At 57.7% G+C, this 25764-nt stretch carries 26 protein-coding genes; 12 read left to right on the forward strand and 14 right to left on the reverse strand.

All coding sequences use genetic code 11. The annotated features are described in order from the left end of the window. Positions 1–189: 189 nt before the first annotated feature. From HACJB3_RS14750 to HACJB3_RS14760, 3 genes are all read right to left on the reverse strand, one after another. Positions 190–2082, reverse strand: a complete 1893-nt coding sequence (locus HACJB3_RS14750; protein ID WP_008414057.1) for a transposase — start codon at positions 2080–2082, stop codon at positions 190–192. A gap of 305 nt (positions 2083–2387) precedes the next feature. After that, positions 2388–3149 carry a recombinase family protein gene (locus HACJB3_RS18845; protein ID WP_008414056.1) on the reverse strand — a complete coding sequence of 254 codons (762 nt, stop codon included), beginning with the start codon at positions 3147–3149 and terminating at the stop codon, positions 2388–2390. A 178-nt stretch (positions 3150–3327) separates the two neighbouring features. Then, the gene (locus HACJB3_RS14760; protein ID WP_238532901.1) at positions 3328–3924 is read right to left on the reverse strand and encodes a winged helix-turn-helix transcriptional regulator; all 597 of its coding nucleotides are present in this window, start codon (positions 3922–3924) and stop codon (positions 3328–3330) included. 255 nt (positions 3925–4179) lie between these two features. Here HACJB3_RS14760 and HACJB3_RS14765 point away from each other — a divergent pair, with 255 nt between their 5' ends. The 4 genes from HACJB3_RS14765 (at position 4180) to HACJB3_RS14780 (ending at position 6123) form a co-directional block, all read left to right on the forward strand. Beyond that, complete coding sequence (locus HACJB3_RS14765; RefSeq protein WP_008414054.1) at positions 4180–4518, forward strand: hypothetical protein; 339 nt, start codon at positions 4180–4182, stop codon at positions 4516–4518. Between the two features lie 473 nt (positions 4519–4991). Next, positions 4992–5288 carry a pentapeptide repeat-containing protein gene (locus HACJB3_RS14770; protein WP_238532902.1) on the forward strand — a complete coding sequence of 99 codons (297 nt, stop codon included), beginning with the start codon at positions 4992–4994 and terminating at the stop codon, positions 5286–5288. Further along, positions 5278–5505 carry a pentapeptide repeat-containing protein gene (locus HACJB3_RS14775; protein WP_148258256.1) on the forward strand — a complete coding sequence of 76 codons (228 nt, stop codon included), beginning with the start codon at positions 5278–5280 and terminating at the stop codon, positions 5503–5505. The genes HACJB3_RS14770 and HACJB3_RS14775 overlap by 11 nt, the downstream gene beginning before the upstream one ends. A gap of 33 nt (positions 5506–5538) precedes the next feature. Continuing rightward, positions 5539–6123 carry a potassium channel family protein gene (locus tag HACJB3_RS14780; protein ID WP_008414051.1) on the forward strand — a complete coding sequence of 195 codons (585 nt, stop codon included), beginning with the start codon at positions 5539–5541 and terminating at the stop codon, positions 6121–6123. 814 nt (positions 6124–6937) lie between these two features. On the opposite strand, the gene HACJB3_RS18850 is transcribed toward HACJB3_RS14780, so the two are convergent. The 7 genes from HACJB3_RS18850 to HACJB3_RS14815 all read right to left on the reverse strand — a co-directional run bounded on the left by HACJB3_RS18850 (position 6938) and on the right by HACJB3_RS14815 (position 12810). After that, entirely contained in the window at positions 6938–7477 is a 540-nt protein-coding gene (locus HACJB3_RS18850) for a DUF63 family protein (protein ID WP_081461331.1), read from the reverse strand. Between the two features lie 51 nt (positions 7478–7528). Continuing rightward, a complete protein-coding gene (locus tag HACJB3_RS14790; protein WP_013199549.1) occupies positions 7529–8188 on the reverse strand; it encodes a class I SAM-dependent methyltransferase in 660 nt (219 codons plus the stop codon). After that, positions 8185–10263 carry a copper-translocating P-type ATPase gene (locus HACJB3_RS14795; RefSeq protein ID WP_013199550.1) on the reverse strand — a complete coding sequence of 693 codons (2079 nt, stop codon included), beginning with the start codon at positions 10261–10263 and terminating at the stop codon, positions 8185–8187. Before HACJB3_RS14795 ends, HACJB3_RS14790 begins: the two co-directional genes overlap by 4 nt. Positions 10264–10289: 26 nt before the next feature. Then, on the reverse strand, positions 10290–11783 hold the full coding sequence (locus HACJB3_RS14800) for a multicopper oxidase family protein (protein WP_049934606.1): 1494 nt from the start codon (positions 11781–11783) through the stop codon (positions 10290–10292). Positions 11784–11793: 10 nt separating this feature from the next. Further along, positions 11794–12129: an SHOCT domain-containing protein gene (locus HACJB3_RS14805; protein ID WP_008414038.1), complete on the reverse strand. Its 336-nt coding sequence runs from the start codon at positions 12127–12129 to the stop codon at positions 11794–11796. A gap of 4 nt (positions 12130–12133) precedes the next feature. Continuing rightward, positions 12134–12529, reverse strand: coding sequence for a DUF302 domain-containing protein (locus HACJB3_RS14810; RefSeq protein WP_008414037.1), 396 nt, complete (start codon positions 12527–12529; stop codon positions 12134–12136). Between the two features lie 83 nt (positions 12530–12612). Continuing rightward, positions 12613–12810 (reverse strand): heavy-metal-associated domain-containing protein, encoded by a 198-nt coding sequence (locus tag HACJB3_RS14815; RefSeq protein ID WP_008414035.1) that lies wholly within the window; start codon positions 12808–12810, stop codon positions 12613–12615. A 132-nt stretch (positions 12811–12942) separates the two neighbouring features. Between HACJB3_RS14815 and HACJB3_RS14820 the strand changes: the two genes are divergently transcribed. Together HACJB3_RS14820 and HACJB3_RS14825 are read left to right on the forward strand one after the other, a co-directional pair. Then, on the forward strand, positions 12943–13539 hold the full coding sequence (locus HACJB3_RS14820; RefSeq protein ID WP_013199553.1) for a winged helix-turn-helix transcriptional regulator: 597 nt from the start codon (positions 12943–12945) through the stop codon (positions 13537–13539). Positions 13540–13644: 105 nt separating this feature from the next. After that, entirely contained in the window at positions 13645–16275 is a 2631-nt protein-coding gene (locus HACJB3_RS14825) for a heavy metal translocating P-type ATPase (protein WP_049934609.1), read from the forward strand. 562 nt (positions 16276–16837) lie between these two features. Here the strand turns inward: HACJB3_RS14825 and HACJB3_RS14830 are convergent. Continuing rightward, on the reverse strand, positions 16838–17410 hold the full coding sequence (locus tag HACJB3_RS14830) for a DoxX family protein (protein WP_008414028.1): 573 nt from the start codon (positions 17408–17410) through the stop codon (positions 16838–16840). A gap of 405 nt (positions 17411–17815) precedes the next feature. Between HACJB3_RS14830 and HACJB3_RS14835 the strand changes: the two genes are divergently transcribed. The 3 genes from HACJB3_RS14835 (at position 17816) to HACJB3_RS14845 (ending at position 20539) form a co-directional block, all read left to right on the forward strand. Then, on the forward strand, positions 17816–19216 hold the full coding sequence (locus HACJB3_RS14835) for a permease (RefSeq protein WP_013199555.1): 1401 nt from the start codon (positions 17816–17818) through the stop codon (positions 19214–19216). A 74-nt stretch (positions 19217–19290) separates the two neighbouring features. Continuing rightward, a complete protein-coding gene (locus tag HACJB3_RS14840; RefSeq protein WP_241430820.1) occupies positions 19291–19680 on the forward strand; it encodes a hypothetical protein in 390 nt (129 codons plus the stop codon). Continuing rightward, entirely contained in the window at positions 19670–20539 is an 870-nt protein-coding gene (locus HACJB3_RS14845) for a class I SAM-dependent methyltransferase (protein ID WP_013199556.1), read from the forward strand. Before HACJB3_RS14840 ends, HACJB3_RS14845 begins: the two co-directional genes overlap by 11 nt. A gap of 772 nt (positions 20540–21311) precedes the next feature. Here the strand turns inward: HACJB3_RS14845 and HACJB3_RS14850 are convergent. Continuing rightward, positions 21312–21665, reverse strand: a complete 354-nt coding sequence (locus HACJB3_RS14850; RefSeq protein ID WP_008414024.1) for a PadR family transcriptional regulator — start codon at positions 21663–21665, stop codon at positions 21312–21314. Positions 21666–22613: 948 nt separating this feature from the next. Here HACJB3_RS14850 and HACJB3_RS19660 point away from each other — a divergent pair. Together HACJB3_RS19660 and HACJB3_RS14855 are read left to right on the forward strand one after the other, a co-directional pair. Next, a complete protein-coding gene (locus HACJB3_RS19660; RefSeq protein ID WP_049946400.1) occupies positions 22614–22928 on the forward strand; it encodes a hypothetical protein in 315 nt (104 codons plus the stop codon). Continuing rightward, positions 22929–23354, forward strand: coding sequence for a type II toxin-antitoxin system VapC family toxin (locus tag HACJB3_RS14855; RefSeq protein ID WP_008414023.1), 426 nt, complete (start codon positions 22929–22931; stop codon positions 23352–23354). A 458-nt stretch (positions 23355–23812) separates the two neighbouring features. Here the strand turns inward: HACJB3_RS14855 and HACJB3_RS14860 are convergent, their stop codons facing one another. Then, a complete protein-coding gene (locus tag HACJB3_RS14860) occupies positions 23813–24067 on the reverse strand; it encodes a hypothetical protein (protein ID WP_013199557.1) in 255 nt (84 codons plus the stop codon). A 141-nt stretch (positions 24068–24208) separates the two neighbouring features. After that, complete coding sequence (locus tag HACJB3_RS18855) at positions 24209–25030, reverse strand: alpha/beta fold hydrolase (RefSeq protein ID WP_008414021.1); 822 nt, start codon at positions 25028–25030, stop codon at positions 24209–24211. A gap of 59 nt (positions 25031–25089) precedes the next feature. Here HACJB3_RS18855 and HACJB3_RS14865 point away from each other — a divergent pair, with 59 nt between their 5' ends. Beyond that, positions 25090–25758: a helix-turn-helix domain-containing protein gene (locus HACJB3_RS14865; protein WP_008414020.1), complete on the forward strand. Its 669-nt coding sequence runs from the start codon at positions 25090–25092 to the stop codon at positions 25756–25758. The last annotated feature ends 6 nt before the right edge of the window (positions 25759–25764 follow it).

Below are 25764 nucleotides of genomic sequence, written 5' to 3' on the forward strand. Positions count from 1 at the left end.
TCTGATGTCGGCTAGGTAGCCGCTGAATGCACGAGTCGAACGTTCGTTGCAGCCGGTTTCTTGACATACCAAATGAGTCGCGACCAGAATCGGATCACGGTTTCAGAACCAGTGTCTCAAAGCGTGAAACAAACCAGCGTCCAAGAGAGCTGTCGCTCATGACCGGGCGCTCACAGAGATGGTCTGGCGTTAATCAGGCGGATCGAGGCCGTAGTATTGTTTCGCCACGGTCAGGAACTGGTTCGCATCCACTCGTGGCTTGTACGTGAGGTCCTCGCCGTCGATGGCGATCTTCACCAGCAGGTCGACCAGTCGCCACACGTTGTAGAGGACGCACGCGAACGCGAAGTTGAAGAACCGATAGTCGCGTTCAGTCGAGGTGGTTCGCACCATGAAGTGTTTCTGCTTCTTAAAGCCGTTCTCGATACCCCAACGGCGGCGATACCACCGGATCAGCCGCTCGATCATGTGGATGAATTCCTTCCCCTCCATCCGTTGATCGTCAGTGCCACGCGCTGTCACGTAGGGGTGGTTGGTCTCGAAGACGACGGTTTCGGCGGTGTCTACGTCTCCATCCTTGGCTTTCTGCTTGCGCTCTTCGACTTCCTCTTCTCGCTGGATATCCGCGAGCAGCCGCGAGAACGACATCCCCTCGCTCGGTTCGCCGTCCACATTCTCGAACTCCCACTCGCCGCACATCTCCGTCCACACCTCTGAGAGACTGTCGTCCTCGTCATCGTCCGAATTCGACCGCTGCGGGAGGTAGATCTGTTTGCGTGTCGACGTGCCCTCAAGCGTCTCTTCCTCGGTGACGTGGAAGCGTTTGCCGTTGCGGTACATCCACGCGATGGTTTCGGCCTCATCACTGCGTTCAAAGATGCGTGTCGGATTGAGGAAGTGGACGCCGTACTCCTCACAGGTGTCCTTCACAGGGCCGCTGTCGAACTCGCGGTCCATCATCACGAGGTCGATATCCACCATTTCGGTCGTTTGCGACAGGAGCTTCTCGACGATCTCGTCTTTCGACTGACCTCGCACGCGCGGAATGGCGTCGAGGACGAGCGGCACATCCATCCCGACGATTTTGAGCACCGCCCACTGGTAGTAGTCGTTGCCGTCCTTGTAGCCGAGGATATCGTCATCGTGGTCCTCCAGATCACCGGTGAACGGGAAGCCCTTGGTCACGTCGATGGCCGCAAAGACCGGTCCATCGAGCTCGCCGTTCTGGCGAGCGCGGGCGATCAGCATCCGCGTCGTATTGCGAAGCATCGAGCGGATCTCCGCGACCGAGAGCTTTCCGATCTGGTAACGGTGGGTCGATCCCGTAGGAATCCGTTCGCGTGTGGTATCGAGTGAGAACGACGCGGGGCCGCTGCGGGCGTACATGTCCTCGCGCATCCCCATGTAGGCATGTTGCTCCCAGAAGGCGTTCTCATGAATCTGCCAGTTCGGGCCACGAGAGAGCGCGAAGGCGTCGGTCACGAACGGTTTGGCCTGCTGCCACACCTCGTCGGTTTTTGCGGCGACGAGTTGACGTTCGGGAGGGTCGTCGGCGTCCGACTCATCTGCTTCGTCGATGTCGATCCGGTCAGGAAGCGACACCCCGCAGGCACGCGCGGCCCTCACAATCGAGTCAGCACACTCCCGTACGGCGTCGCGGAGCTTCTCGCTGAAGCGTTCGTTCCACGCGCGCCAGAACGTCGATTGATTCGGGAGGGTTTCGAAGCCAAGATTCTGGCGCAGCGAAGGATGTGTTCGGAGGTGGTCGTGGAGGGCAGTTTCGTCCCACCCGTTGATCTCCATGAGGAGGGTCGCTCGAACGTGGATCGCCATCGGATACCGTCCCGAATACGGTGCTAACGAATCTTGTGCGGCGAACGTGAGATGATCGATCGGAAGGTGGCAGACCAGCGTCTCGATGTCGGTGTAGCTCCCGGCCCGCTCACACTGTGATTGCGCGATGGTCGTGACATCCGCAACGAATCCGTCGAGAGCATCGCCTGTCCCGTCGGGGTCGTCCTCGAAAAACCGTGACCGGCCATTGTAGCCGGTGGCGTCGGCGACGAGAGCCGCTGCCACCATCTCCGCAGTGTCGTCCAGCGGGCTTGTGGTGGGTGATTTCGCGTCGATACGTGCATCTGTGTCGGCTGAGTCCGACTCTGGCGTTGACTTCGGACTCATATAGTATATCTAACCGTACCCACAAGTCGTCCGACAGACGAACACTGCGCGGAGGTGGCGCTGTTCACACGCGGCTACGGTAGCGTGGCGAGTGTTGTCCCATCGGTTTCTGTCGGGTACGACGACCGCCTCGTCACCGGATCATGATCGAGTCGTTCTCGCTCGGGGGCACCGATGGTTCCGAACGCTTGCACTTCCTTGAACAGTTACTGCTCTGGGACGCTCGTCAGTGCGGGAGAGTATCTGCTCTGGGCATCGAGCGGCGGGAGGTCCTTCTCGCCAGCGCTGACCTTCGCACGTTCGAGCCGCCACTGGTCGTTGTCGAACGGGACGTCGTAGTTCGCCTCGGCCCGCGCAAGAATGCTCTGGACCGCTGACTCGGGAATCTCGAAAAAGCCAGCGGTGGCGTGCTTCTCACGGCCCTTGCGGACCTCGCGGATGAACGTCTGGGTGCGGACGTACTCGGCGGGAATCTGCTGGAGGAAACCATCCTCAACGGTATAGCCGAACGGCGGGCGACCGACACGCTTGCCGTCGGCGATGGCGGCGTCGATACCCTCCTGGACGCGCGAGCGGATCATCTTGCGCTCGGCGTCGGCGAACACCATCATCATGTTGAGCATCATCTCGGCCATCCAATCGTCCTCGCCGACCGTCCCGATAGGTTGGTTCACGAGGTCGATGCCAACGCCTTTCTCGCGGAGGTCCTCGACGAAGCCAGCGAGGTCGGCGAACGACCGCCCGAGCCGATCGAGTTCGTGCGCGACCACCACGTCGTACTCCGCGACGTGCTCGCGGAGACGCTGGTACTCCCGCCGGGAGGTCGATGCCCCGCTTTCGCCAAGGTCACAGAACCACTCGATCTCGTTCGATGTCTCCGTCTCACTGTACTTCTGGCGGATCGCGCGCATCTGGCGATCCTCGTTCTGGTCGTCGGTCGAGACGCGGACGTAGGCGGCGATCTGCATGGTGGATTCGGACACCCTATTCGTACCGGGATTCAGTACATAAAGAACAGGGGTTTTCGTATCGATGCGAAAAACAGCTGTTTTTCGCGTCCGTTTTGCCGCGGTGTTTTCATACGATATGCAGTCGTCAACAACGATAGACTCAGATCATACGTCTGTTTCGTCTAACCCCTAGAGATCATTCGCTCGCCGCGGCTTCTTTGAGCTCATCGTATTGTGTCTTGATCTTCGAGGCACACGACGTACAGCAGACTTCGTGAGTCTGCTCACCCAACTCGACTGTCTCGCCGTCATCAACTGATTTTCCACAGACGGTACATTCCATCGAGACCGACTCTGCACCCAGCTGTGGTTTCCAAGTTGATTCACTCACCAGTCGCACCGTGTAACTCCGAATCTGTGCACCATCGAGAGTTTCCGAGAGGAGAGCCCGGATGTCTTGTTCGCTCCCGTGTGCGACAAATAATACCGTCGCGTCGAGCGTTCGAATAATGTGTTCGACAGCTGGCGTGTCAGCGAGCGTGTTCGCTACGGTTTCATCACTATTGGGTTCAACATCAAGTTCGACGAGTACCGACGGTCCTTCGACCAATATCGACCGATCAATATCAAGGGTGAATCGTTCGATGACGCCTATCTCCTGAAGACGTTCAACGCGATCCGAAACTGTCGGTGGCGAACGGTCGACCTGCTTTGCGATCTCTCGATAGGAGTGACGAGCGTTCTCCATCAGCAGCTCGATGATCTCGTAATCAACGTCGTCGATCCCAGTCATGGCTATGTGTATGCTATGGCGAGTCAAACACATTCTCCTGTCGTTTGCAAGGGGAGCGAATACCGCGTAGAAATGGTCTGTACTGCTGCTCATCGCTAACTTCGAAACAGAAGATCTGTACCATCCCCTCGTGGTGGTTTTCGTTTTTGGGACTGTTCCACAATCTACCTCAAGCCACCCGAAATAGATCTGTGAAACAATCGAATATCGTTGCCCAGAAAGCACAAAAACGATCCGCCCGATATCTGAGGTGCAATGGCAGTCCAACAGATCGGTCTGAGCGATGAGATGGAAGAGTGCGTGGATACCTGCATCGAGGCCGCCGAGGTCTGTGAGTGGTGTGCCGACGAGTGCGCGGGCCACGGTGAGGGGATGGCCGAATGCCTCCGGCTCTGCCGGGACGTCGCCGACCTCGCGTCGCTGTGTGCGCGACTGTGTGTTCGAGACTCCGAATTCAACTCTCAGGTCGCCGAGGCCTGTGCTGAGGCGTGTGAGGCGTGTGCTGAGGAGTGCGAACAGCACGACCACGACCACTGCCAGGCTTGCGCCGAAATCCTGCCCCGCTGTGCAGAAAGCTGCCGGAACATGGCCTGAATACGGTCTCCACAGCTGCAGGAGACTCCTCAGCACGGGACAGTACAGAATCGATCGTTATTTTTGATCCAAAGCAACTTCCGAGAGGAAGTTCGGGTGTGTCGAACTATACCCGGACAGTACAGTTGAGGGGGTTCCCACCGGAAACCCCTCGTAGACGACGGTTTGAACGGGGACGATTGCACCATGATACGCAATAACCAAGAGAACGCCCGACTCCGGACGTACTGATGGCTAGTGAGGACATGATGACTTCTTTGACCCACGAGACGCCACCTACTCCAGCGGAGCGTTGTAGCTACTCTTTCGACAGCGAATCCGACACTGCCGGCGCGTACAGTTGCTGGCGGCCGTCATGGGGAGACACCGATCACTGTGTCTGACACGTTGAGCGAGCGAACAAGCCAGTAGATGCGCTCGCCGCGGCCCGTACCGATAACCGAGAGCGGTTGGACGGGGCGTATCTCCCGAACGTGTCGATAGGTTCTTCCCTCTCGTTTGCGGACTGTACGCTCCGGAATGCCTGTCTGACAAACGCAACCCTACGGAACGCCGACTGTAGTCGCGCCGATCTCTCCCGAGCGAACTGTACTGGGTGTGACTTTTCGGATAGCGTTCTCGACGCCACCTGCCTGGATCGTGCTACGCTCGATGGGGCGGATCTCTCACACGTCAGCGGGGCGGAGGTGACCCTCGTTGGCGCTACGCTCGTCGGTGCCGATCTCTCGCATGCACGATTCGAAGACGCCGATCTCTCGGATGCGGACTAACCGACGCCACCTCAGCAACACGACTCTCAGGCGCGCGATGCTTCGTGAGACGACCTTGACGGATGCAACGCTCAAAGAGACGCTTCTGGTTGACGCCGATCTTACCGAGGCGGACCTAGAGTACGCAGCGATGATCCGAACCGATCTCCGCGGGGCGGATCTCACCGGGGCTCACTTCTACGGGAGTGTCCACGACAACTGCCGGATCGACCACTGAACGTCCCTCGATGGGGTTTGTAGCTACGAGCAGATGATCCCTGAGGACGAGTCACTCGGCGCTGTCGTCGCCGATGGGAATGTTGATCTACTGGATAAGGCGATCTGGACGTACGGCGCACTGCAAACCATTTCCCGAGAGAACAAGCTGAACCAGCAGGCGAGCGAGTATTACGTTCGGCAACACGACACCCAGCGGCGGCAAGTCTGGGCGAGGGGACAGTACCTTCGCTGGGCGAAAGCCGAAGGCGCACGCTGGGTGATGCAGTACGGTGAGGGGATTTGGAACGTGGTCTACACTGCACTCGTGGTGATCGTTCTGAGTGCAGTGCTCTATCCCCTCTCCGCGGTCGGCGGGTTGCGCCGGTCGAGTTCGGGGGCAGCTCTCACCTATGCGACGGGCGGCCCGCTCGATCCCTCCACGGTCACTGGTATCAGGAATTTGGTGGCCATTCTCGCGGAGAGCCTCTACTTCAGCGTCGTTACGTTCACGACGCTCGGCTATGGCGACTGGGTTCCACTCGGGTATGCGAAAGGGCTCGCGATGGCCGAATCGCTCATCGGGACGTTCATCGCATCGCTTCTGATTTACGTACTCGCGCGACGGGTCATGTGGTGACGGTTCCGTTCAAATTAAGCGATGGTTGATACCATCGCCGTGACCAGAGACCGCTTACGTGCCACGTGGCGTCGAAGAGGTGATCTCGGCAAATCTGCTAAAATCGATCGTCGTCGGTTCTGTTCGAACGATTTCACCCTCGTGCTGACAGGGAGTCACCCCTGCAGGGGTAAACTCGCCGTCCTCACCCGTATCTGGATACGCGACCACACGAATCGTGTGCTCCCCTGAAAGTTCGGTCCTGAGAGTAATCGGCACCCCAGCCGAGGCCGTACCAGTACTCGGTGGCTGTCCGACCCGAGTCGTACCGAGGACGGTATCGTTTTCCAGCACCACCAACCGAACCCGTGTGCTCGCTTCACGGCTGAAATCGACCCAAACGGTATCCTGACGCCAAATTCCATCGGCAATCTCGCCAAGCGCATAGAACGAGATCTTGCTTACGCCCCTGCAAGCGGTTCCGGACTCTCGTCGAGAGACAGCCGTGGTGCTCGGTTCGTCGGTACCTCCTCCAGCTCGTTTCGAGATCGTCTTTGATCTCGGAGTGGACGTGGGACATTGCTGGGGTGATTGATCACTAGACTTGCCCGTTGGTGGAACGGCCGTCGGACTCTCGTTCGCTCCACCCGAATCACCGGCACAACCTGCAAGAGAGGCCAGAGCCGCTGTAGACACAGCGAGAAGCGTGCGTCGTCTCATATATATGGCTGAAACTGGGTGGAATATGTGCTTTTTGAGAGGGTGACCTGAGTGTTGCCGAATCGATGGCCGGTTCCACACGTGAGTCGTCCGTAGCTAATGGGATGATGGACGATCACGCCAGCGCATAGAGGACGAGGTTTCGAACTCCGGGGAGGAAACCGGCGAGCCCCGCTGCGAGAAAGAGAAGCCGCGTCCCGAGCGGCGTCGTTTCGCTGTCGGTGGCGACTACCCAGACCAGACCCGTTGCGAGACTCAGCTTGAGGACGACGAAGAGCCATCCGACGCCGATTATCGATGCGGTGGGGAGCGTCGCAGCGAGATTTAAGACGGCGCGTGAAAGCGGCACCTGCTCGGACACGGCGAGAATGTCGACGCCGACTGCCGTCGAAACCGCGTCAATCGCCTGTCCGAAGACGACGAACACACCCATCCAGCCAGCCTGTTTGGATACCGGTGGCGAGGCGCGATGGACAGCAACCCAGACCATGGCTGTGAGTGCAACCGCTCCGAGAACACTAACAGTAGGCCATAGGACGTGCACGTGGCCAACATCACTCAAAAGCGAGGATAGACATAGAAGTCCTCCCACAGAGAGTGCCGCACCGGTGGCGAACCCCGTCGCTGCCCGCGTGCGAACACCACTCTGGCTCATAGGAGAATCGCCATCAGGCCGTTGGTTACCGATGTTGATTGATTCATCTCACTATATCTCGTCGTTCTGCTTCGGTTTTCGTGCGGTAGCGATGAAAATCGTTCCACCGTTGAATGTGGCTACCGTCGTTGATCCGAATCGGCTGGCGAGCGCTGTTGGGATGTTTTCCTCGGGAAACCAGTTCGTCGTGTACTTCGAGAGAGGGACGATCACGGGGTTGAGAATCGTCCACGGGAACTCTTGAAATGGCTGCGCGTCGAGGACGACAATCCGACCGCCGGGACGCAGCGCTCGGTACGCCGTGTCGACCGCGTCTGCTGGATTCGGCATGGCACTCAGCGTCATTGCAGCATAGACCGCATCGAACGCCCCGTCATCGGCTCCGAGACGCCCTGAATCACCATGTACTAGATGAACGTTCCTCCAGCCTGCCTGCCGAACCCGTTCGGCGGCGCGCTCCACCATTCCGTGGCTGTAGTCCACGCCGACTACAGCTCCCTGGCTCCCCACACGAGTGCGAAGCGCTTCGAAGGAGTTGCCCAGACCACAGCCGAGTTCCAGTACGCGCTCGCCGGAGTCGAGCGCAAGCGACTTCACCGCCCGCTCGCGGAGTTCGGTCTCACGACCGAGGAAGGCGACATCGTACAGTCGGTTGAACAGGCGTTCGTGACGACTCCACCAGTCGTAGATCGACCGACCGCGCTCGCTCACGAGAGGTCTACTCCGCGGAGTCGGCGGGCGTTGATGGCGACGATAATCGTCGACAGCGACATGAATACTGCGCCCACTGCGGGCGAAAGCAGGATACCGATCGGTGCGAGTACCCCCGCGGCGAGCGGGAGCGCGAAGACGTTGTAGCCGGTCGCCCAGACGAGATTCTCCTGCATCTTCCGGTAGCTCGCCTTCGAGAGGCGCACGAGCCGCATCACGTCGAGCGGGTTGTTCTCGACGAGGATGATGTCGCCAGATTCAATGGCCACGTCAGTACCGGAGCCGATGGCGATACCGACATCGGCCCGCGTCAACGCGGGTGCATCGTTGACTCCATCGCCGACCATTGCAACGAGCTTTCCCTCCTCTTGCAGCTGCGTGACCATTTGATCCTTCTCCTCGGGAAGCACCTCAGCGAAGTACTGGTCGATGTCTAACTCTTCGGAAACCGCGGCCGCGACGTCCTCGGAATCGCCGGTGATCATCGCCACCTCGATGTCCATATCATGGAGCGCTCGGATCGTTTGGTGGCTCTCCTCGCGGATGACGTCCGCGAGTGCGAACGCGGCGACCACATCGGTTTCCTCGCGGACGAGATAGATGACCGTCTGTGCGTTCGCGCCGGCTTCTTCGGCGAACGACGTGATGGATTCGGACCGCTCGATGTCGAATTTTCTGAGGAGGTTCGGTCCGCCGAGATGCACAGTCGTCCCATCCACGGTAGCGCGGACGCCGAGACCACGGAGGTTCTCGAACTCCGAGACCTGCGGACGGTCGACGTCGCGCTCGTCGGCCGCGTTCCGGATGGCACGGGCGATCATGTGCTCGGAGTCGCCCTCGACGGCCGCAGCCACGCCAAACGCCCGTGCTTCGTCCCAGTCTTCAGCCGTCTCGACGCCGACGACGCCCTGCTCACCCTTGGTGAGCGTCCCAGTTTTATCGAACATCACTGTATCGAGATTCCGGGACTCTTCCATGGCAATGCGGTCGCGGATGAGCATCCCGTTCTGGGCCGCGGTCGAGGTGTTGATTGCAACTACGAGTGGGACCGCGAGTCCAAGCGCGTGCGGACACGCGATGACGAGGACGGTGACGACACGTTCGAGGACCATGATGTCGAAGCCAGTTGCGATGACCCAGCCGACCAGCGTGAGAGCCGCAACACCCAACGCGACGTAGAACAGCCAGCCCGCCGCCTGGTCGGCGAGCAACTGCGTCCGGGATTTCGACTGCTGAGCTTCATCGACGAGACGCATGATACCCGCCAGCGTCGTCTCCTCACCCGTCGTGGTCACCCGCACACGGAGGCTGCCGTCCTGGTTGACCGTCCCGGCGACGACTTCGCTACCAGGATCTTTGTCGACCGGACGGGACTCGCCGGTTATCATCGACTCGTCGACCGATGACTCGCCCTCGATGACTTCGCCGTCGGCAGGGACGCTCGCGCCCGGACGGACGAGCACGACGTCGTCCTCGGTCAACTCATCAATCGGAACTTCCTCGGTGTCGCCGCCCTCGGTGACGCGCTCTGCGGTGTCGGGCATGAGCTTTGCGAGCTCGTCAAGTGCACCCGAGGCCTGCCGGACCGAGCGCATCTCCATCCAGTGGCCCAGCAGCATGATGTCGATCAGCGTTACGAGCTCCCAGAAAAACGGCGTCGTCCCCGGAAGGACGAGGCTCGCCAGCGAGTAGACGAACGCGACGGTGATCGCCAGCGAGATGAGCATCATCATGCCCGGCTCGCGGTTTTCGAGCTCCGTCCGCGCCATCGAGAGGAACGGCACGCCCCCATACGCGAAGACGACTACCGAGAGAATCGGCGTTATCCATTCACTGCCGGGGAAGACAGGTGCGGTGTAGTTGAAGATATCCTGGATGAATTCGCTGAAGACGATGACTGGAATCGAGAGAGCCAGCGATATCCAGAAGCGTCGGCGGAACATCTCCTCGTGACCTGAGTGGTCCGTCTGAGCGATGTCATCGCCGCTATCGCCGGGCCGGTGGGTCGGCGGTGTGTCGGTGGTTGCAGGTTCGTTTCCTCGTTCGGTTTCGTCACGTATCGAATGTTCGCTCATAGTAGTGTAGTGTCCTGTTTTCGTGTTCAGCCGGTGTATTCGATGATACGTCCCATACCGCCGTCGAGATGGTAGATGTTGTGACAGTGGAACAGCCACTCGCCAGGATTGTCCGCGAGGAAGTCAATCGTGACCCGGCCCATGTGGCCCGGCACCATCACCGTGTCCTTGAGCACGTCGCCGACGTGGAAGAAGTGTCCGTGGAGATGCATTGGGTGAGCGACTGGACTTCGATTGTTCAGCCGTATCCGAACGTGCTCGCCAGCCTTCACGGCAAACGGGTCCGCGTCGGGGAATCGCTGGCCGTTGATGAGCCACGTTCCCGGACCGCGGCCTGCCGAGAGGGTGACATCGAACGTCCGGTCCGGTGACCCCTGTAGCCCCTCGATGGATTCAACCGCGTGAAGGTCGCCGTAGCCGAGCTGATTGCCATCGAACGACGGTTTGCGTGGAGTGCCGGTAGCACCCTCGTAGCGCAGCGTCGCCGTGGCCGGTTGTTCGTCGCCATCGACCGACCGGGCCTCGATGGCCCACGCTCCGGGATTGTTCGCTTCGACGACTGCATCGTAGCGCTCGCCGGGACCGAAGGCGAACGAGTCGGTCGTGACGGGTTCGACGGGCTGGCCATCGGCGTGGGTGATGTTCAGTCGATGGCCACCGAGACCGACGCGAAACGTCGTCGCCCCGCTGGCGTTGATGAATCGGACTCGGAGCCATTCGCCCTTTTCGATGGTGAACTCCGATGGATTCGACGGAAGACGGCCGTTTGCGAGCAGGCCCGCGTAGTCCGGACGTGAGGCCATGTTCATACCACCGTCCATCTGATTGCGACCCATACCTCCACCCATTCCACCACCCATACCGCCTCCGCCCTGAACGGCCCATTCGGATTCCGGCTGCGGGGCACCCCGCAGGTAATCGTTGAAGATCACGACGATGTCGCGGTCGAACGCAACGTGTGGCGACTCCTCCTCGACGATGAGCGGGCCGATGAGGTGGCGGTCGAGCTGTAGCCCAATATGACTGTGATAGAAATACGTCCCGGCCGGGACCGCTTCGAAGGTGTAGGTGAACGTGCCGTCGGGTTCGACGGGCGCTTGCGTGACGTTCGGCACGCCGTCCATCGGGTTGGCGAGCGGAATCCCGTGCCAGTGTATCGTCGTTGGGTCGGGCAGCTGGTTTTCGAGGCTGACCTGAAGCACGTCGCCCTCGGCGACCCGCAGTTCCGGTCCGGGCGTCTGTCCGTCGTAGAGCCATGCGGGATTCGAGCGTTCGGTTCCGTTGGGCGAAATCGGGCCGGTCGTGGCAGTGAGCGTTCGCTGCTGATCAGCGTTTTTCGGGACGGTCGGTGACTGCGAGGTGGCTGCTTCGGGCGATGGCTCGGCGCTTGCTGGGGCCGAAGCCACGGTCGGCGTGGACGAATCGGTGCTCGACGACGAAGACGAACAGCCGGCAAGCATGCTAAGAGACGCGCCCCCGGTGGCTGCGAGCAGCTCTCGTCGAGAGATATCCAGGTTCATATAATTGGAGTCAGTCGCTTTCGAGTTTCTCCCGGCGAGTTTCGAACTCCTCGTCGGAGAGGTCGCCGCGTGCGTAGGCGCTCCGGAGTTCCTCCAGCGCAGTATCACGCGAGTCGGTGTGGCCGGCTACGCGACGGACGAGGAGATAGCCGGCTCCGAGAACCACGAGAAGCACGACGAGCGGGACGAGAAGCCCGACGAGTCCGGCGTTCCCGCCCGCGCCATAGCCGTACATCCCACCCATCATCGGCATTGCGAATCCCATCATGAGCATCGGAGCCAACACGAGGATGGCGAGACCGACCAGTAGTATCGTCGCAAGGTCCGTCCGAGTAGAGTTGGCCATCGCCTCACGCCTCCTCGCCAACGGTTTCAAGGACGCGCTCGAAGCGCTCGTAGACTTCTTCGGCGATGGAATCAAGCGCGGGGTTGTCGGTGATGCCGACGAGCTGTCCGGGATCGACCGCGCTCACGGTCACACTGTCGTCGGATTCGTAGACGATGACGTTGCATGGCAGGAGCGCACCCAGTTCGGGTTCTTCGTCGAGACCTTCGTGGGCGAGCTGTGGGTTACATGCACCGAGGATGCGGTACTGTCGAGTGTCGACGTCGAGTTTCTGTTTGAGCGTCTCACGGACATCGATATCGCTGAGGACACCGAATCCTTCGTCTTCAAGTGCATCAGTTGTCGCGGCCACTGCTTCGTCGAGCGATTCGTCGGCGGTCGTGGTGAGCGTGTACGTCATAGGCTTGGTTGTGTGTAGTAGTGTGTCTTCTACACTATATTGTCCCTTGGATTTCTTTTGTGCGGTGGAATAGGGTGGAATGCTCACACCGAGGCTTCGTAACCCGTGTCTTCGACTGCTCGGACGATGGCGTCGCTGTCAGGGTCACCCTCAATTGTGGCGTTTTCCGCCTCGTGATCCGCACGGACATCCGAGACGCCGGAGATGCCCTGAAGTGCCTCCTCGACAGTCTGTTCACAGTGCTCGCAGCTCATTCCTTCGACTGTGATTGTCGTCGTCATACAGGTAATCCTATGCCCGCCTGATTTATTCCGATTTCTGCTTCGATAGTGGTGGTTTGATGACCCGGAAGCTGTTGGTTCCAAAGTGGATATTCGGAAGAGCATTTAGTGGTTGATGCCGTCAGTAACAGTATGCGCGATCTCGATGAAACGGACCTCGAAATCCTCGACCTGTTGCTGAGCGATGCACGTCAGCCGTGGAGCGAAATCGCCGAGGTGGTTGATCTGTCGCCACCGGCTGTCTCAGAGCGTGTCAAGCGGCTACAGGAGATAGGCATCATCCGTCGCTTTACCGTCGATGTCGACCGGTCACAGCTTTACGAGGGCGTTCCCATTCTCCTGAAGCTCACGGTTAAATCGGAACGGTTCGAATCCGTCCGTGCAGAGCTTCTCGAAGCCGAAGCAGTCGAATACGTGTTCACGACCGCCGAACACGATCTCCTCTGCTACGCACTCGTTGTCGATGGCGATGTCCCAACGTGGCTTGCAGAGATACTCGACGTACGGAGCATCAAGGACTACGACGTACAGCTTCTGACGGGTGTCAAATGGACGCCCACCCTCAGGGAAACGAAGTTCGCTCTGACGTGTGCTGAGTGCGGCAATACCGTCACCCGTGAAGGGACTGCCGCCCGTATCGGCGACGAACTCCACCAGTTCTGCTGTTCCTCGTGTGAAGCCCGGTTTGAAGAGCAGTACGAACGGATGGAAGAGGAAGCAACAGGGTAGATTGACTCTCATCGCAACCACTTTCGAACCATAAGTCTGCACAGGCCTGAGCCTTGAGTATCATAAGAACAACCGCATTAAACGAGCATCACGTAGTTACTGGTGATGAGTCACCGAAAAACACAACTCGACATACAGGGCATGAGTTGTGCGAACTGTTCGCAAACAATCACTCAGGCCCTCACCGACCTCGACGGGGTGAGCGAGGCGAACATCAACTTCGCCACCGACGAGGGAACTGTCGAATACGACCCGGAAGCAACGTCACTCGCGGCGATCTACACGGCAATCGACGACGCCGGGTACAGCGCACTGAGCACGTCAGCCTCCATTGGCATTACGGATATGACGTGTGCAAACTGCGCCGAGACCAACGAGGAAGCGCTCGAAGACGTTCCTGGCGTGATTTCGGCGGAAGTCAACTACGCGACCGACGAGGCGAACGTCGAGTACAACCCCGCCGAAACCGACTGCGAGCAGCTCTACGATGCGATTGAGAGCGCTGGCTACTCACCCGTGCGCGACGACGGGAGTGGGGACTCCGAGCAGGACCAGCGCGACGCCGCACGGAACGAAGAGATCCGCCACCAACTTCGGCTGACGCTGTTCGGCGCAGCACTCTCGCTCCCGATGCTCGCGTTCCTCATCGAGAAATTCATTTTGGGCGGCGGGGCGCTCCCCGAGACGATTTTCGGCATTGAGTTCGGCTGGGTCGAGTTCCTACTTGCGACGCCCGTGCAGGCTGTCCTCGGCTGGCCGTTCTACAAGAACTCGTACAAGGCGCTCGTGAAAAACCGCTCGGCGAACATGGACGTGTTGATTGCGCTCGGCTCGACGACCGCGTACCTCTACTCGGTCGTGGTCCTGTTAGGCCTGCTCGCGGGCGGGCTGTACTTCGACACCGCCGCGCTGATCCTCGTGTTCATCACGCTCGGCAACTACCTCGAAGCCCGCTCGAAGGGACAGGCTAGCGAGGCACTCCAGCAGCTCTTGGAGATGGAGGCCGACACCGCAACCGTCGTCGATGAGGATGGAAATGAAGAGGAAGTCCCTCTCGATGAGGTCGATGTCGGCGACTGGATGAAGATCCGGCCGGGTGAGCAGATTCCGACCGACGGCGTGGTGGTCGACGGCCAGTCGGCAGTCGACGAGTCGATGGTCACCGGCGAGTCGGTGCCCGTCGAAAAGGAGGAAGGTGACGAAGTCGTGGGTTCGACCATCAACGAGAATGGTGTCCTCACTGTTGAAGCGACCAAGGTCGGCGCGGACACGGCGCTCCAGCAGATCGTCCAGACTGTGAAGGAAGCTCAGTCTCGCCAGCCCGACATTCAGAATCTCGCCGACCGCATCTCGTCGTATTTCGTGCCTATCGTGATAGCGAACGCGCTGCTGTGGGGTCTCGTCTGGTATCTGTTCCCCGAAGCACTCGCAGGATTCGTCGGCGCACTGCCGCTGTGGGGACTCGTCGCGGGCGGACCGGCAGTGGCTGGCGGTACGGTCTCGATCTTCGAGTTCGCTGTGGTCGTCTTCGCCTCCGCCGTGCTCATCGCCTGCCCCTGTGCGCTCGGGCTGGCGACGCCGGCGGCGACAATGGTCGGGACATCTATCGGTGCCCAGACAGGCGTGCTGTTCAAGGGTGGTGACATCCTCGAACGCGCCAAGGACGTCGACACGGTAGTGTTCGACAAAACGGGGACACTCACTGAAGGTGAAATGGAACTGACCGACGTCGTTCCGCTCGACAGCACTCGCACCGCCACTGACGGTGGCGACGCTGAGACGGCAGCCGACGGTGGTACACAGGCGATCAGAGGAGAGGCAGAACCGGGAGCTGAAACGGAAATCAACGAGGAGACCGTACTCCACGCTGCGGCGAGTGCCGAAGCTGGCAGCGAGCACCCGCTCGCGCAGGCCATCGTTGAGGGCGCTGAAGAGCGCGGCATCGACCTCACTGACCCCGAGAACTTCGAGAACGTTCCCGGCCACGGAGTCCGTGCGACGGTCGACGGCGAGGAAGTGCTCGTCGGCAACCGCAAACTCATGCGCGACAATGACATCGATCCATCGGCCGCCGAGGACGAACTCGAACGGCTCGAAGGTGAGGGCAAGACCGCGATGTTGGTTGCTAGCAACGATACTCTGCTGGGGCTGGTGGCTGACGCCGATACGGTTAAAGAGAGCGCGAAAGAGGCCGTTGCGGCGCTCCACGAACGGGATCTCGCGGTCCATATGATCACCGGCGACAACGAGCGGACGGCCAGAGCGGTCGCCGAAGAGGTGGGGATCGACCCCGACAACGTTCGCGCGGAGGTTCTTCCCGAGGATAAATCCGATGCGCTCGACGCCATCCAGCAGGACGGTCGGAGGGCGATGATGGTCGGCGACGGCGTCAACGACGCGCCCGCGCTCGCAACCGCCTACGTGGGCACCGCCATCGGCTCCGGTACTGATGTCGCTATCGAGGCCGCCGACGTCACGCTGATGCGCGACGATCCCCTCGACGTGGTGAAGGCCATCCGCATCTCCGACGGCACGCTCCAGAAGATCAAGCAAAACCTCTTCTGGGCGCTCGGCTACAACACGGCGATGATTCCGCTCGCCTCGCTGGGATTGCTCCAACCGGTGTTGGCCGCGGCCGCGATGGCCTTTTCGAGCGTCTCGGTGCTCTCGAACAGCCTGCTGTTCCGGCGGTATACCCCCGACCACGACTACAAGCTGCTCGGATTCCTCCGCTAACGAAGCGGAAGCCTTCTCTCTATGACCAGTCTCACACATCAAATGATCAGAATACATCTGAAGTAACAAGGATACAGTAAGCCAACCGATCTCAAGGCTTGTTCCAATCGATGGGATAGACGTCGAACCCATCTTCGAGTAATCGGCAGACGACGCTCTTGTCTGGCTGTAAGTCGGGGAATGTAGGGACCAGTAATTTTTATGATATCGTGGACAGCACTGCGATCAATGACTGACTCTCGGAGCCGTTCGCCCCCTCGCGCGTGGCCGTCGTCGCGGTGTTCGACCAACCGCGGGAATCTGGATTATGTTGGTCCTGCCGATGCTCGATATCGGACTGTTTCAGGACCCGCTGTTCGTCCAGTCCAGCTACGAGTTGCGGATGAAGCTCTTTCCCGGGCATCATCCCTTCGCGTAATCGTCGATACCGGTTTTACACCGATGTCAATACGTTAGTCCCCACGGCTGGGCGGTTGGCTACCTTCTCCTCGCTATCTTCCTTGTAGTGGGCGTGTTCTACCGGCGAACACGCTTGGAGCGATAGTTGGTCACTACGCTCCGTTTATCCCAACAGATACCGGAGCCACGGATTGGATTCAACCACGCTAAGCTGTTCGAGATAGGAATCGAGGCCCAGAATCCGCCCGGCACCGAACGCGCCCAAGCCGAACAACAGGACCGCATACACGAGGTGGTCGTCGACGACCCAGCCGTTGGCGAGCGGGAGTCCGGCCAGCAGACCACCCTCAAGGCTAGCCGCCCAATAAAACAGCATCATCACCGCGCCCCAGAACGCACTCCATCGGACGAACGCACCGAGGATGAGCGCGAGTCCGGTCAGCGTGAGACCCCACATGTTCAACAGGTCGATGAGGGGACTGCCAGCCATATCGACCCACGCACCCATCAGTGGATTGCCCTCCGGGACTGCACCCGTCAAGAACCCAGCCGCAGTCCAGTTGTTTGCTGGATCATCATCGAGATACGTGATGAGTTTGGTAATCCCGCCCTGAAAGAGCGTCCATCCCATCATGATTCGAAGCAGGAACAACGAGTAGCCGATCCATCGTTCGGAATAGTCAAATCTCACCGACCGATTCAATATCTCCGTTTCGAGCGTATTCGTCGTCGACATGATACAGTATCTACTGACACGTCGATGCTTTATTGCGATTATGGCTTTCACAGTTCCGGTAATATCACCGACAACCTTCGAACTAAAGCAGGGGTCATAGAACCATGAAAATCCAGCTGAAACCGAGATAGAGGAAATCTACGGCTCAAATTGATATTCGTGATTATTACTGTTCATATCAATATAGTGTCAGTTGTTTGTCCGCTCTCAATACGACGAAATCCGCCTTCAAATAGAGAGAATCAATAGTGTACTGCTTTTATTCCGTCCGCAGACGCCAATAATTCTCTTCTATACTGCCGTCGGGTCCGGTTGATAGTGTCTTCCAATTCCGCAATATAGCGCCTCTCTTTCTTCGGTTTCTGAGCAACAATCGACAAAAATGATGCCCACCTCATTCGAACTATGCCGACAACACTCGTCGATGGAGTTCTCGAATCACTCCGCATCGGCGTTGGGTTCTTGTGGGTCGCTGCGTGGGCAATCATCATGGGGCTGGTCATCACCAGCCTCGTCCAAGTGTACGTCTCCAAAGAGCGTATGGCGAAGGTTCTCGGTGAGGGAGACCTCTCCGGTCTCACGAAAGCGACGCTGTTCGGTGCCGCGAGTAGTGGCTGTAGTTTCGGCGCTGTCGCCATCGGCAAAGGGCTATTCAAAAAGGGTGCTCACGTTGTGAACTTCCTCGCGTTCATGTTCGCTTCGACGAATCTCATCGTCGAGCTGGGTTTGATGATCCTGCTACTGCTCGGCTGGGAGTTCCTCGTCGCCGAACTCCTCGGCGGGATCATCCTCATCGCCGTCATGGCGCTGCTCGTTCATCTGACGCTCCCTGAAAATCTCTTCGAGGACGTGCGAGCGGAACTCACCCAGCGTGATAGAGAACAGGGTGTCACCGAAGACCCGACCTGTGGGATGGAAGGCAAAGACGAGTATTCGCTCGTCACCGACGGGGGCCAGACAGTGAAATTCTGTTCAGCGGGCTGCATGGAGACCTACGAACAGGAGATGGCCAGCAGCGGTGGCTGGCGCGACGAACTGCTCTCATGGGGCGGCTGGTACAAGATCGGTAACCAGTATCGTAAGGAGTGGTCGATGATCTGGACCGACGTCATCGCGGGCTTTCTCATCTCCGGGTTCGTCATCGTGTTCATCCCGCAGTGGGTCTGGAACGCGCTATTCTTACAGGGCGACGGGCTGCTCGTCAGTGCTGAAAACGCGATCATGGGCGTTGCAATCGCCGTCATCAGCTTCGTCGGCAGCATGGGCAACGTCCCGTTCGCCGTCGCGCTCTGGGGCGGCGGCGTCAGCTTCGCCGGCGTTATCGCGTTCGTTTACGCCGACCTCATCACGATTCCTGTGCTGAACGTCTATCGGAAGTACTACGGTTGGAAAGTGATGACCTACATCCTCGGCGTGTTCTTCGTAACGATGGCCTTTTCGGGATTTCTCATGGAAGAGCTGTTCGACGTTCTCGGCATCGTTCCGAACCTCGCCGGCGGCCAGACCGCAACCGAACAGACGTACTTCGAACTCAACTACACGTTCTATCTCAACCTCATCGCGTTTGCGCTCTCGGGATTTCTCTTCTACGTTTATCGGCGGGGTCTCGGTGCTCCGGGCCAGTACCGGGATCCAGTCTGTGGGATGCGGACCGACGAGGACGGTCCAACCGTCACTCACGATGATGAGACGTACCACTTCTGTTCGGAGAGTTGCAAGCGTGTATTCACTAACGATCCCGACGGCTACTCCGACGTTCACCCGATTGCCTCTCCGACTGGCGGACAGGCTCACGACCATGACTAAACACAGTAAACCGAACTCTGTCCAAATGGACGCCATCCTGAAGTGGTGCGTCATCCACGGGGGGAGTGAATACCGTGATTGAGCGCCTCCTGCACGCGTTCGGATACGCCCTCGCCTACGGATTGTTCTTCAGAGCGGAGACCCCCGAAACCGTCGTGCGTCGGTTGCGGCTCGCCTATCGACTCGTTGGCGTCCGTATCGAGCAAACAGCGAGCATCAACGGTATGGAACGAACTGTCTTTCGTTGCCCGTACCGGAGCCTCTTGGCCGGCCGCTACGGCGAGAAGTGGGTCTGTCACGAAAAGCTGGACCGCGTCGACGATGGCTACGTCACATATCTCAAACGACACAAGGGAATCGATTACAACCGACCGCGGAGTTGTGAGCAGCTGACAGGCTGTGAGGATTCCACGTGCTGTTTTTCGGAAGTATCGGAACCCGAGGTGAAAGAGAATGGGCCGTGATGACGGTCAAACGCGCATCGCCGACCAGTTCTCGTCTCTGGGAGAGCGTGCTGCCATTTGGAAGGCGTTCGCCCTGTTTTTACCGACTAACCAATTCCTGAACGTCGGCTATTCCGAGTGGTATCAGCCGCATTTCGTCGGATTGAGCCAGCGTCGACTCGCCGAACGAATCGGTTCCGACATCGCTGCTCGGCTCGGGTCGACGGACGGTGTCTCTCTGCTGGATATCGGCTGTGGACGGGGTGGTCCCACCCTCCATCTCGCCACCGAGCACGGATTTGTGACCACGGGTATCGACCTCGTTCCGTGCAACGTCTCGATGGCGAGGCGAAACGCGGCGGCAACCGTGGACGCGCAGTTCGTGGTTGGTGACGCGTTGCAGCTTCCATTCGAACGTGACTCGTTCAACGTCTGTACCGCCATCGATTCGCCACCCTACCTCCCAAACAAGCGTGAATTTCTCACGGAGATGGCGAGCGTGACCGTCGAAGACGGTCTCGTTGCCGTTTCGGATTTCGTTCGACCCGAATCGTTGTCACAGGAGGCGCGCGATACCGTCGATACGTTCGCGGATGCGTGGGATCTGGCTCCGATAGCGACGCTCGAACAGTACAAGAGAGCTATCGCTGTGAGCGGCCTCCACCTCGATGCGGCAGTCGACATCAGTCCCAACAGCATCGCTCGATTCCAGAAGTGGACGGGATTGTACCTGTCTCTGGCTCGGCGTGGTCTGCTGAAACCAGTCGAGCGGTTTCTGGATCGACGTAATATCGACTGCGACGCGATCACTGAGCAGGTATCTACTACTCATCCAGCACTTCCGTTATTGCGGCACGTCATCATCTATGCGCGAGCGTGACTGAGATTCGACTCCTCACCATCACACTCAAAAGTTGAGCTGGCAGATCTGTCATGAAGTGGTAGAGTGAAACCAATTTCAGTTGTCTAAATTTCGGATGAGAGTGTGCATGACGAATCTACCTAGCCGACCTCAGCTTCTAATTGTTACACGTAGTTTATTAGATAGACAATATGTGAATTATGTCACTCATTCCTAAGTGCCATCTTTTACGAGAGGGACCGGAAAAAGAGGGACCCTGACACTAGAAGGGTTCGTTGAAACTCACAGCTGAAATTAGGATGGCTAGTCAGGGTTGTTTAAATAGACTCCTGAATTTTTTATGTAGAACTGTAGTGATGTGGTCTGACAGGCCAGGGGTGAGAGCGACGTTAGTTCATATTGTGGGGTGCCTCTGACAGGGTCGCTCTCAACTGTGAATACGCACTATTGTTATTTAACTGTTATGTAATACTAGTTATCAATAAGTGGATGAACAAATAATCTGAAGTTTGTACAGAGTGATACCTCTATGTTAGCTGTGCGTCATCTGCTCGTCAGACGTCTGTCCGACTTATATATGTCATTCAAACAAAAGAGACAAGTAAGTGACTGCTATAGTTTTCAATGCCGCTACTGATTGTCAGAGGCACTCTCGGGGAAAGCAGTGGTCCCTGCGATTCTTCTGGTTTGCATGGCGTGCTTAGTGAGTCAACCACTGGTCTATCATGGGGTGAACTACTGATAACTTTACGTCGGAATGACGGTACTACCCCATCTAATCGGGAGTAGACTACTCTACGAGCGCTTCAAGATCGCGTGCGCGGTCGTTGTTAGCACTAAGCTTCGATGCTCGCCACTTGAGGTCTCCGAGCAGGAGGTCATACCCCTCTTCGGTCAGGTCGTACTCGTTCGTACGCTTATCGAGTTCACTTTTCGCGACCAACCCTCGCTCAACGAGGTCATCGAGGTTGGGGTAGAGCCGCCCGTGGTTGACGTCCTCGTCGTAGTACGCTTCGAGGTTGCGTTTAATCGCGAGACCGTATTGGGGCTTCTCGCTGAGGACGGTGAGGATGTTCTGCTGGAAGGCGGTCAGGTCGGATGCGGTACGCTCTTGCCCGTCGGGTGTCGACTGTGCCTCTGACATCATTTTGAGAGTGATTGTTGTCCTCAATAACTGTTTGGGAGTTAACTGGATTTCGGATAGAGTAATCTATAGGAAAACGTTCTCATAACTGATGATCAGCCAGTTTCGAGTGAAATAAGCAATTCTTGAGTTTTATTCACACAATAGTATTGTGAATGTTTCGACGATTGTGTATCGGTTCGGGATCTTAGTTCAAATCATCAGAAATCGAAAAGAAGCGGAAATTTATGCGGATCGGAAGAGAGCACATAGACCTCCTCGCATGAGCATCGCGATTGCTCGTGCTCTCCGTGGAAGCCCCCGCTCAGAAATTGGCGCCAATTTCCACAAGCAACGGGCCATCATCAAGAATACTCTGAGGGTGGCGCTCTCAGCTATAGCTCAAAGCGTCAGGGGGGACGCACAGCGACGGAGTGGGGGTGGGACCTCCGATCCATGACATCAACACGCGCATTCCTCCATCCGGGAATTCGTTGTGTCGCTGTGCGCTATCTATTATACTCTCTTACAATTACTTAAATTTAATTGTAAAGATAAATAGAGATGGATGGTGCAAGTAATGACACCCGTGCATTGCTCGACCGGATGCCCTCGAAACGCGTGCATGAGCTGTTCAGTTTGAGCCATCAGCTACCAATCTGACATATTCGATGCGCCAGCGGAGCACGATGCCCGGCGCACAACGTAGGTTTGTGGCCGGCAAGTCGGAAGACTGAGACCCCCTCAGTCATCCCGGCCGAATATGCGCTGACTCACGCCGATGCGGACGTACTGATTCGCGCTCGCTACCAGGAGACGGTTGACGAACTCTTTCGACGTAGTGAACTACTCCGCCTACCGCGCTCGGGGTTACTCACCCCTCGTTTCTTGAGGTAGGGGCTTTACCCGCCTGCGATTCAGGAGTAACTGTTTTGTATCTGTACTACGTGTACTACATGTAGTACAAATATGCCAACAATCAGTGTTCGGGTGGACGACGAGACGAAAGACCGAATGGACGGAGTAGAGACAGTCAACTGGAGTGCCGTATTGCGACGGCGTATTGAGGACGTATTGGCGGAACACGAATTAGACGACAGTGACCGCGACCTTGCAAGAGCAGTGATGCTCACCGAACGGGTTTACGGATCAGTGTCGCCGGAGGATATCGATAAGAGTGGATGGGACTCTGCTGAACGGATTCGATACGACCGTGAACGAACATTCACCGAGCGGCGTGCTACTGACGTGAATGAAAATACGAGCGAGCATTCGAAGCCATAGATGACAGTCGATGTAGTCGATGCGAGTGTAGTCGCAAAGTGGTTCCTTCCGGAACGTGATTCGAACGAAGCGCGTGCTCTTCGGGATGCCTATGTTGACGGTGCAATCGACCTCTGCGCGCCCTCTGCGATGCCCTTTGAGGTGGCAAACGCATTGAGACACAGCTCGATGCTTGATGATACGCATATTGAGCAATCGATGGACGCGGTTGCTGCTTACGGACTCGACCTATTCGCGTTCGCTGATATTCCGGGAATTATCTCACTCTCAATTAAAGAGGAGCTCCCTGTCTATGACGCCTCGTATGTTGCTCTTGCGGACCACATCGATGGGGTGTGCTGGACAGCGGACCAGAAGCTCATCGATTCACTGTCATCGTCAGCTCAGACTGCCACAAAACATGCTCGGGATTTCGAGAACCCGTAGCGATTTCATTTTGAGAGTCAAGTCGGGACCTTGTGCAACATTGCCCGTTCGAGGAAGGCGATTGTTGCACAAGGTTTGAAACTCAAATGCAGTACCGAGGTGCTGTGAAACACCATTTTATATATCCCTTAGGGAGTGAGCCAAAGGGCACAATCTAATTACTACTGTTCCCGCCGTCTGCAATCATCACTACCACCACCTGCCGACGTGCGGCGGAGCCGCGCGCTGGTGGGATAGGGTAGGGTACCTATATGAATAAATAACCAACATTTGTCCGATTATAGGGCCTTCAGAAGAAGTGGTTATTCCACTCGTTACAAAAAGCGGGTGAGGTGACTGGCCCTATAGAGAGTGTCAGAGGCACCCTATCTCTCTCTTTGTTGATCGTCCTCACGCCGCTGTCCGCATTTCGCTGTTGATCAAAAAATCTTTCCTGACTCGGAGTGGCTACTACCGTGTTACTGATTCAGCATCTGGATCCGGCCTTGCACCCACCCCTTCCCCTTGCCCTGTCGGCAGATTACGGCCTCACCGGGGTCAAAGTTACGGAGGTCGCCCTTCGCGAATTGATACTCTTTTTTCTCCTCGCTCTCGCTTGACATCCGATCATTCCCTAGATTGCGAGTATACTGCTCAAAGGATGTCCCAACTGTCTCGCGGAGAAATTCCACGCTCTCCTCGTCGACCGTTCGTGCTCCGACTATGGTGATCATGTTCAATAGTAGTGTGTGGGCACAAGCAAGAAGCCTCGCGGCTTGACTGCAGGGTCCATTCACCTGCTTATTATTTGGATATGAGATACTCGAGAGCACCTTCAGTAAGTGCTCGGGCATCTTCGGTTCATGAGAAATCCCTTATGCGATCGCGTCGCGATATGCCAACAACGTTGTCAAGTGGTCCGTATCACGGACTGTTAGTTCGGTATCGGAACACGACGCGTATAGGTCTCGAACACCGCCAACTGGGACGTTTGCATCATGCTCACCGTGCCATACTTGAATAGGAACGTCAACCTCACCGAGATCGAACCCCCACGGTTCAGCTAACAGCTGAAACTCCAAGACAGTACCACTCCCGCCTTTACCAACTGCCTCGACGAAATCTCGAGCCATCAGCTGTGCCTCTGTATCAGGTATTTCCTTTGGCTCAGCAGTATACTGGGAGACGACAAGTGTCGGAGATCGATCTGCGAGCCACGCCTGCACGCGGAACAAACTCCGAAGGAGTCGGGGCGTCTGGCGGGCTAGCATGGCGAGCCGCCGCTGACTCGCGGCTGGTTCTCCCAGTCTGCGTGGTGTTGCCCCAGAAATGATGTGGACCTCGCGAACACGGTCCGGATGTGTCGCCGCAGCCGCGAGCGCGTGTGGTCCGCCGCCAGAGAAGCCGATGATCCGCGCGTTATCGCTCTCGCAGGTATTCAATAGACCAGTAACAATAGCACCAGTATCGGTCACCGTCCGCTTCGGCCATGAAGCCGATTGGCCGTATCTTGGCCGATCCGGTGTGAGTAGCTGAAATCCCGCTCGCCGTGCGACATCTTCGAATAGCCTGCCAAAACATCGCGACCCAGGTGTTCCGTGAAACAATACAATTGGTTCCCCCTCGGGGTCGCCGTATTGGTTGAAAGCCACGGATCGACCACGTACTAGTATCTTCTCTGTCGATCTGTCCGCCATTGGCGGTCGTTTCTCTACAACCAGATTATCAGTATTCCCGGATTCATCCGGCTATTTATATGTGGCTCACAGTTATACCGAACGTGAAACGCGTCACGTTTCATGCAGAATACGCTAAGCCGACACATCCGATACAGGCGGCCGTCAACGACGCCGCGGCGACCACGCGAACAGACCTTTTATACTGGAGCCCGACACCAGACGGGACCGCACTCCTATGGTTTGACGCCGATTTGGCAGCAGCCGCGGAGATACTAGACAGTGTCGACGTGGTTACTGATATGTCTCTTCATGAGGATACAGCGGGGACATACGCGCTTGTTGAGCAACCCCGGCTCGAACTTCGGCCAGCAGTGCTGGACGCTGTCTCTGACGCGACGGTCGCGTTCCCACCACCAATCATCTTTCACGGTGACGGAACGGTTCGGTTTGACGCAGTTGGTTCTTCGACAGCACTGAACGGTCTCCACGACCAGCTCCAGGAACTCACGTCAGTGCACATTGAGACAGTCCGTGGGTACCGGCCATGGTCGTCGCCAACAGTGCTTACCAACAGACAACGGGAAGCACTAGCGGCAGCGATCGCTGTCGGCTATTACGAGATACCGCGAGAGGGAGCTGTTGCTGACGTGGCCGACGCTATTAATTGCTCACAGAGCACAGCAGGCGAACTGCTTCGGAAGGCCGAGCAGTCAGTATTGACAGCAGCTATGCCGAGCAACGATTAATTGGCC

The sequence above is a fragment of the Halalkalicoccus jeotgali B3 genome (assembly GCF_000196895.1).
GTDB lineage: Archaea > Halobacteriota > Halobacteria > Halobacteriales > Halalkalicoccaceae > Halalkalicoccus > Halalkalicoccus jeotgali.

Excerpts from the sequence above, each read along its gene's own strand:
- HACJB3_RS14750 (WP_008414057.1), bottom strand. The coding sequence starts at position 2,082 with ATGGTGGCAGCGGCTCTCGTCGCCGACGCCACCGGCTACAATGGCCGG.
- HACJB3_RS18845 (WP_008414056.1), bottom strand. The coding sequence starts at position 3,149 with ATGCAGATCGCCGCCTACGTCCGCGTCTCGACCGACGACCAGAACGAG.
- HACJB3_RS14760 (WP_238532901.1), bottom strand. The coding sequence starts at position 3,924 with ATGACTGGGATCGACGACGTTGATTACGAGATCATCGAGCTGCTGATG.
- HACJB3_RS14765 (WP_008414054.1), top strand. The coding sequence starts at position 4,180 with ATGGCAGTCCAACAGATCGGTCTGAGCGATGAGATGGAAGAGTGCGTG.
- HACJB3_RS14775 (WP_148258256.1), top strand. The coding sequence starts at position 5,278 with ATGCGGACTAACCGACGCCACCTCAGCAACACGACTCTCAGGCGCGCG.
- HACJB3_RS14780 (WP_008414051.1), top strand. The coding sequence starts at position 5,539 with ATGATCCCTGAGGACGAGTCACTCGGCGCTGTCGTCGCCGATGGGAAT.
- HACJB3_RS18850 (WP_081461331.1), bottom strand. The coding sequence starts at position 7,477 with ATGAGCCAGAGTGGTGTTCGCACGCGGGCAGCGACGGGGTTCGCCACC.
- HACJB3_RS14795 (WP_013199550.1), bottom strand. The coding sequence starts at position 10,263 with ATGAGCGAACATTCGATACGTGACGAAACCGAACGAGGAAACGAACCT.
- HACJB3_RS14800 (WP_049934606.1), bottom strand. The coding sequence starts at position 11,783 with ATGAACCTGGATATCTCTCGACGAGAGCTGCTCGCAGCCACCGGGGGC.
- HACJB3_RS14805 (WP_008414038.1), bottom strand. The coding sequence starts at position 12,129 with ATGGCCAACTCTACTCGGACGGACCTTGCGACGATACTACTGGTCGGT.
- HACJB3_RS14810 (WP_008414037.1), bottom strand. The coding sequence starts at position 12,529 with ATGACGTACACGCTCACCACGACCGCCGACGAATCGCTCGACGAAGCA.
- HACJB3_RS14815 (WP_008414035.1), bottom strand. The coding sequence starts at position 12,810 with ATGACGACGACAATCACAGTCGAAGGAATGAGCTGCGAGCACTGTGAA.
- HACJB3_RS14820 (WP_013199553.1), top strand. The coding sequence starts at position 12,943 with ATGCGCGATCTCGATGAAACGGACCTCGAAATCCTCGACCTGTTGCTG.
- HACJB3_RS14825 (WP_049934609.1), top strand. The coding sequence starts at position 13,645 with ATGAGTCACCGAAAAACACAACTCGACATACAGGGCATGAGTTGTGCG.
- HACJB3_RS14830 (WP_008414028.1), bottom strand. The coding sequence starts at position 17,410 with ATGTCGACGACGAATACGCTCGAAACGGAGATATTGAATCGGTCGGTG.
- HACJB3_RS14835 (WP_013199555.1), top strand. The coding sequence starts at position 17,816 with ATGCCGACAACACTCGTCGATGGAGTTCTCGAATCACTCCGCATCGGC.
- HACJB3_RS14845 (WP_013199556.1), top strand. The coding sequence starts at position 19,670 with ATGGGCCGTGATGACGGTCAAACGCGCATCGCCGACCAGTTCTCGTCT.
- HACJB3_RS14850 (WP_008414024.1), bottom strand. The coding sequence starts at position 21,665 with ATGTCAGAGGCACAGTCGACACCCGACGGGCAAGAGCGTACCGCATCC.
- HACJB3_RS19660 (WP_049946400.1), top strand. The coding sequence starts at position 22,614 with ATGCCAACAATCAGTGTTCGGGTGGACGACGAGACGAAAGACCGAATG.
- HACJB3_RS14855 (WP_008414023.1), top strand. The coding sequence starts at position 22,929 with ATGACAGTCGATGTAGTCGATGCGAGTGTAGTCGCAAAGTGGTTCCTT.
- HACJB3_RS14860 (WP_013199557.1), bottom strand. The coding sequence starts at position 24,067 with ATGATCACCATAGTCGGAGCACGAACGGTCGACGAGGAGAGCGTGGAA.
- HACJB3_RS18855 (WP_008414021.1), bottom strand. The coding sequence starts at position 25,030 with ATGGCGGACAGATCGACAGAGAAGATACTAGTACGTGGTCGATCCGTG.
- HACJB3_RS14865 (WP_008414020.1), top strand. The coding sequence starts at position 25,090 with ATGTGGCTCACAGTTATACCGAACGTGAAACGCGTCACGTTTCATGCA.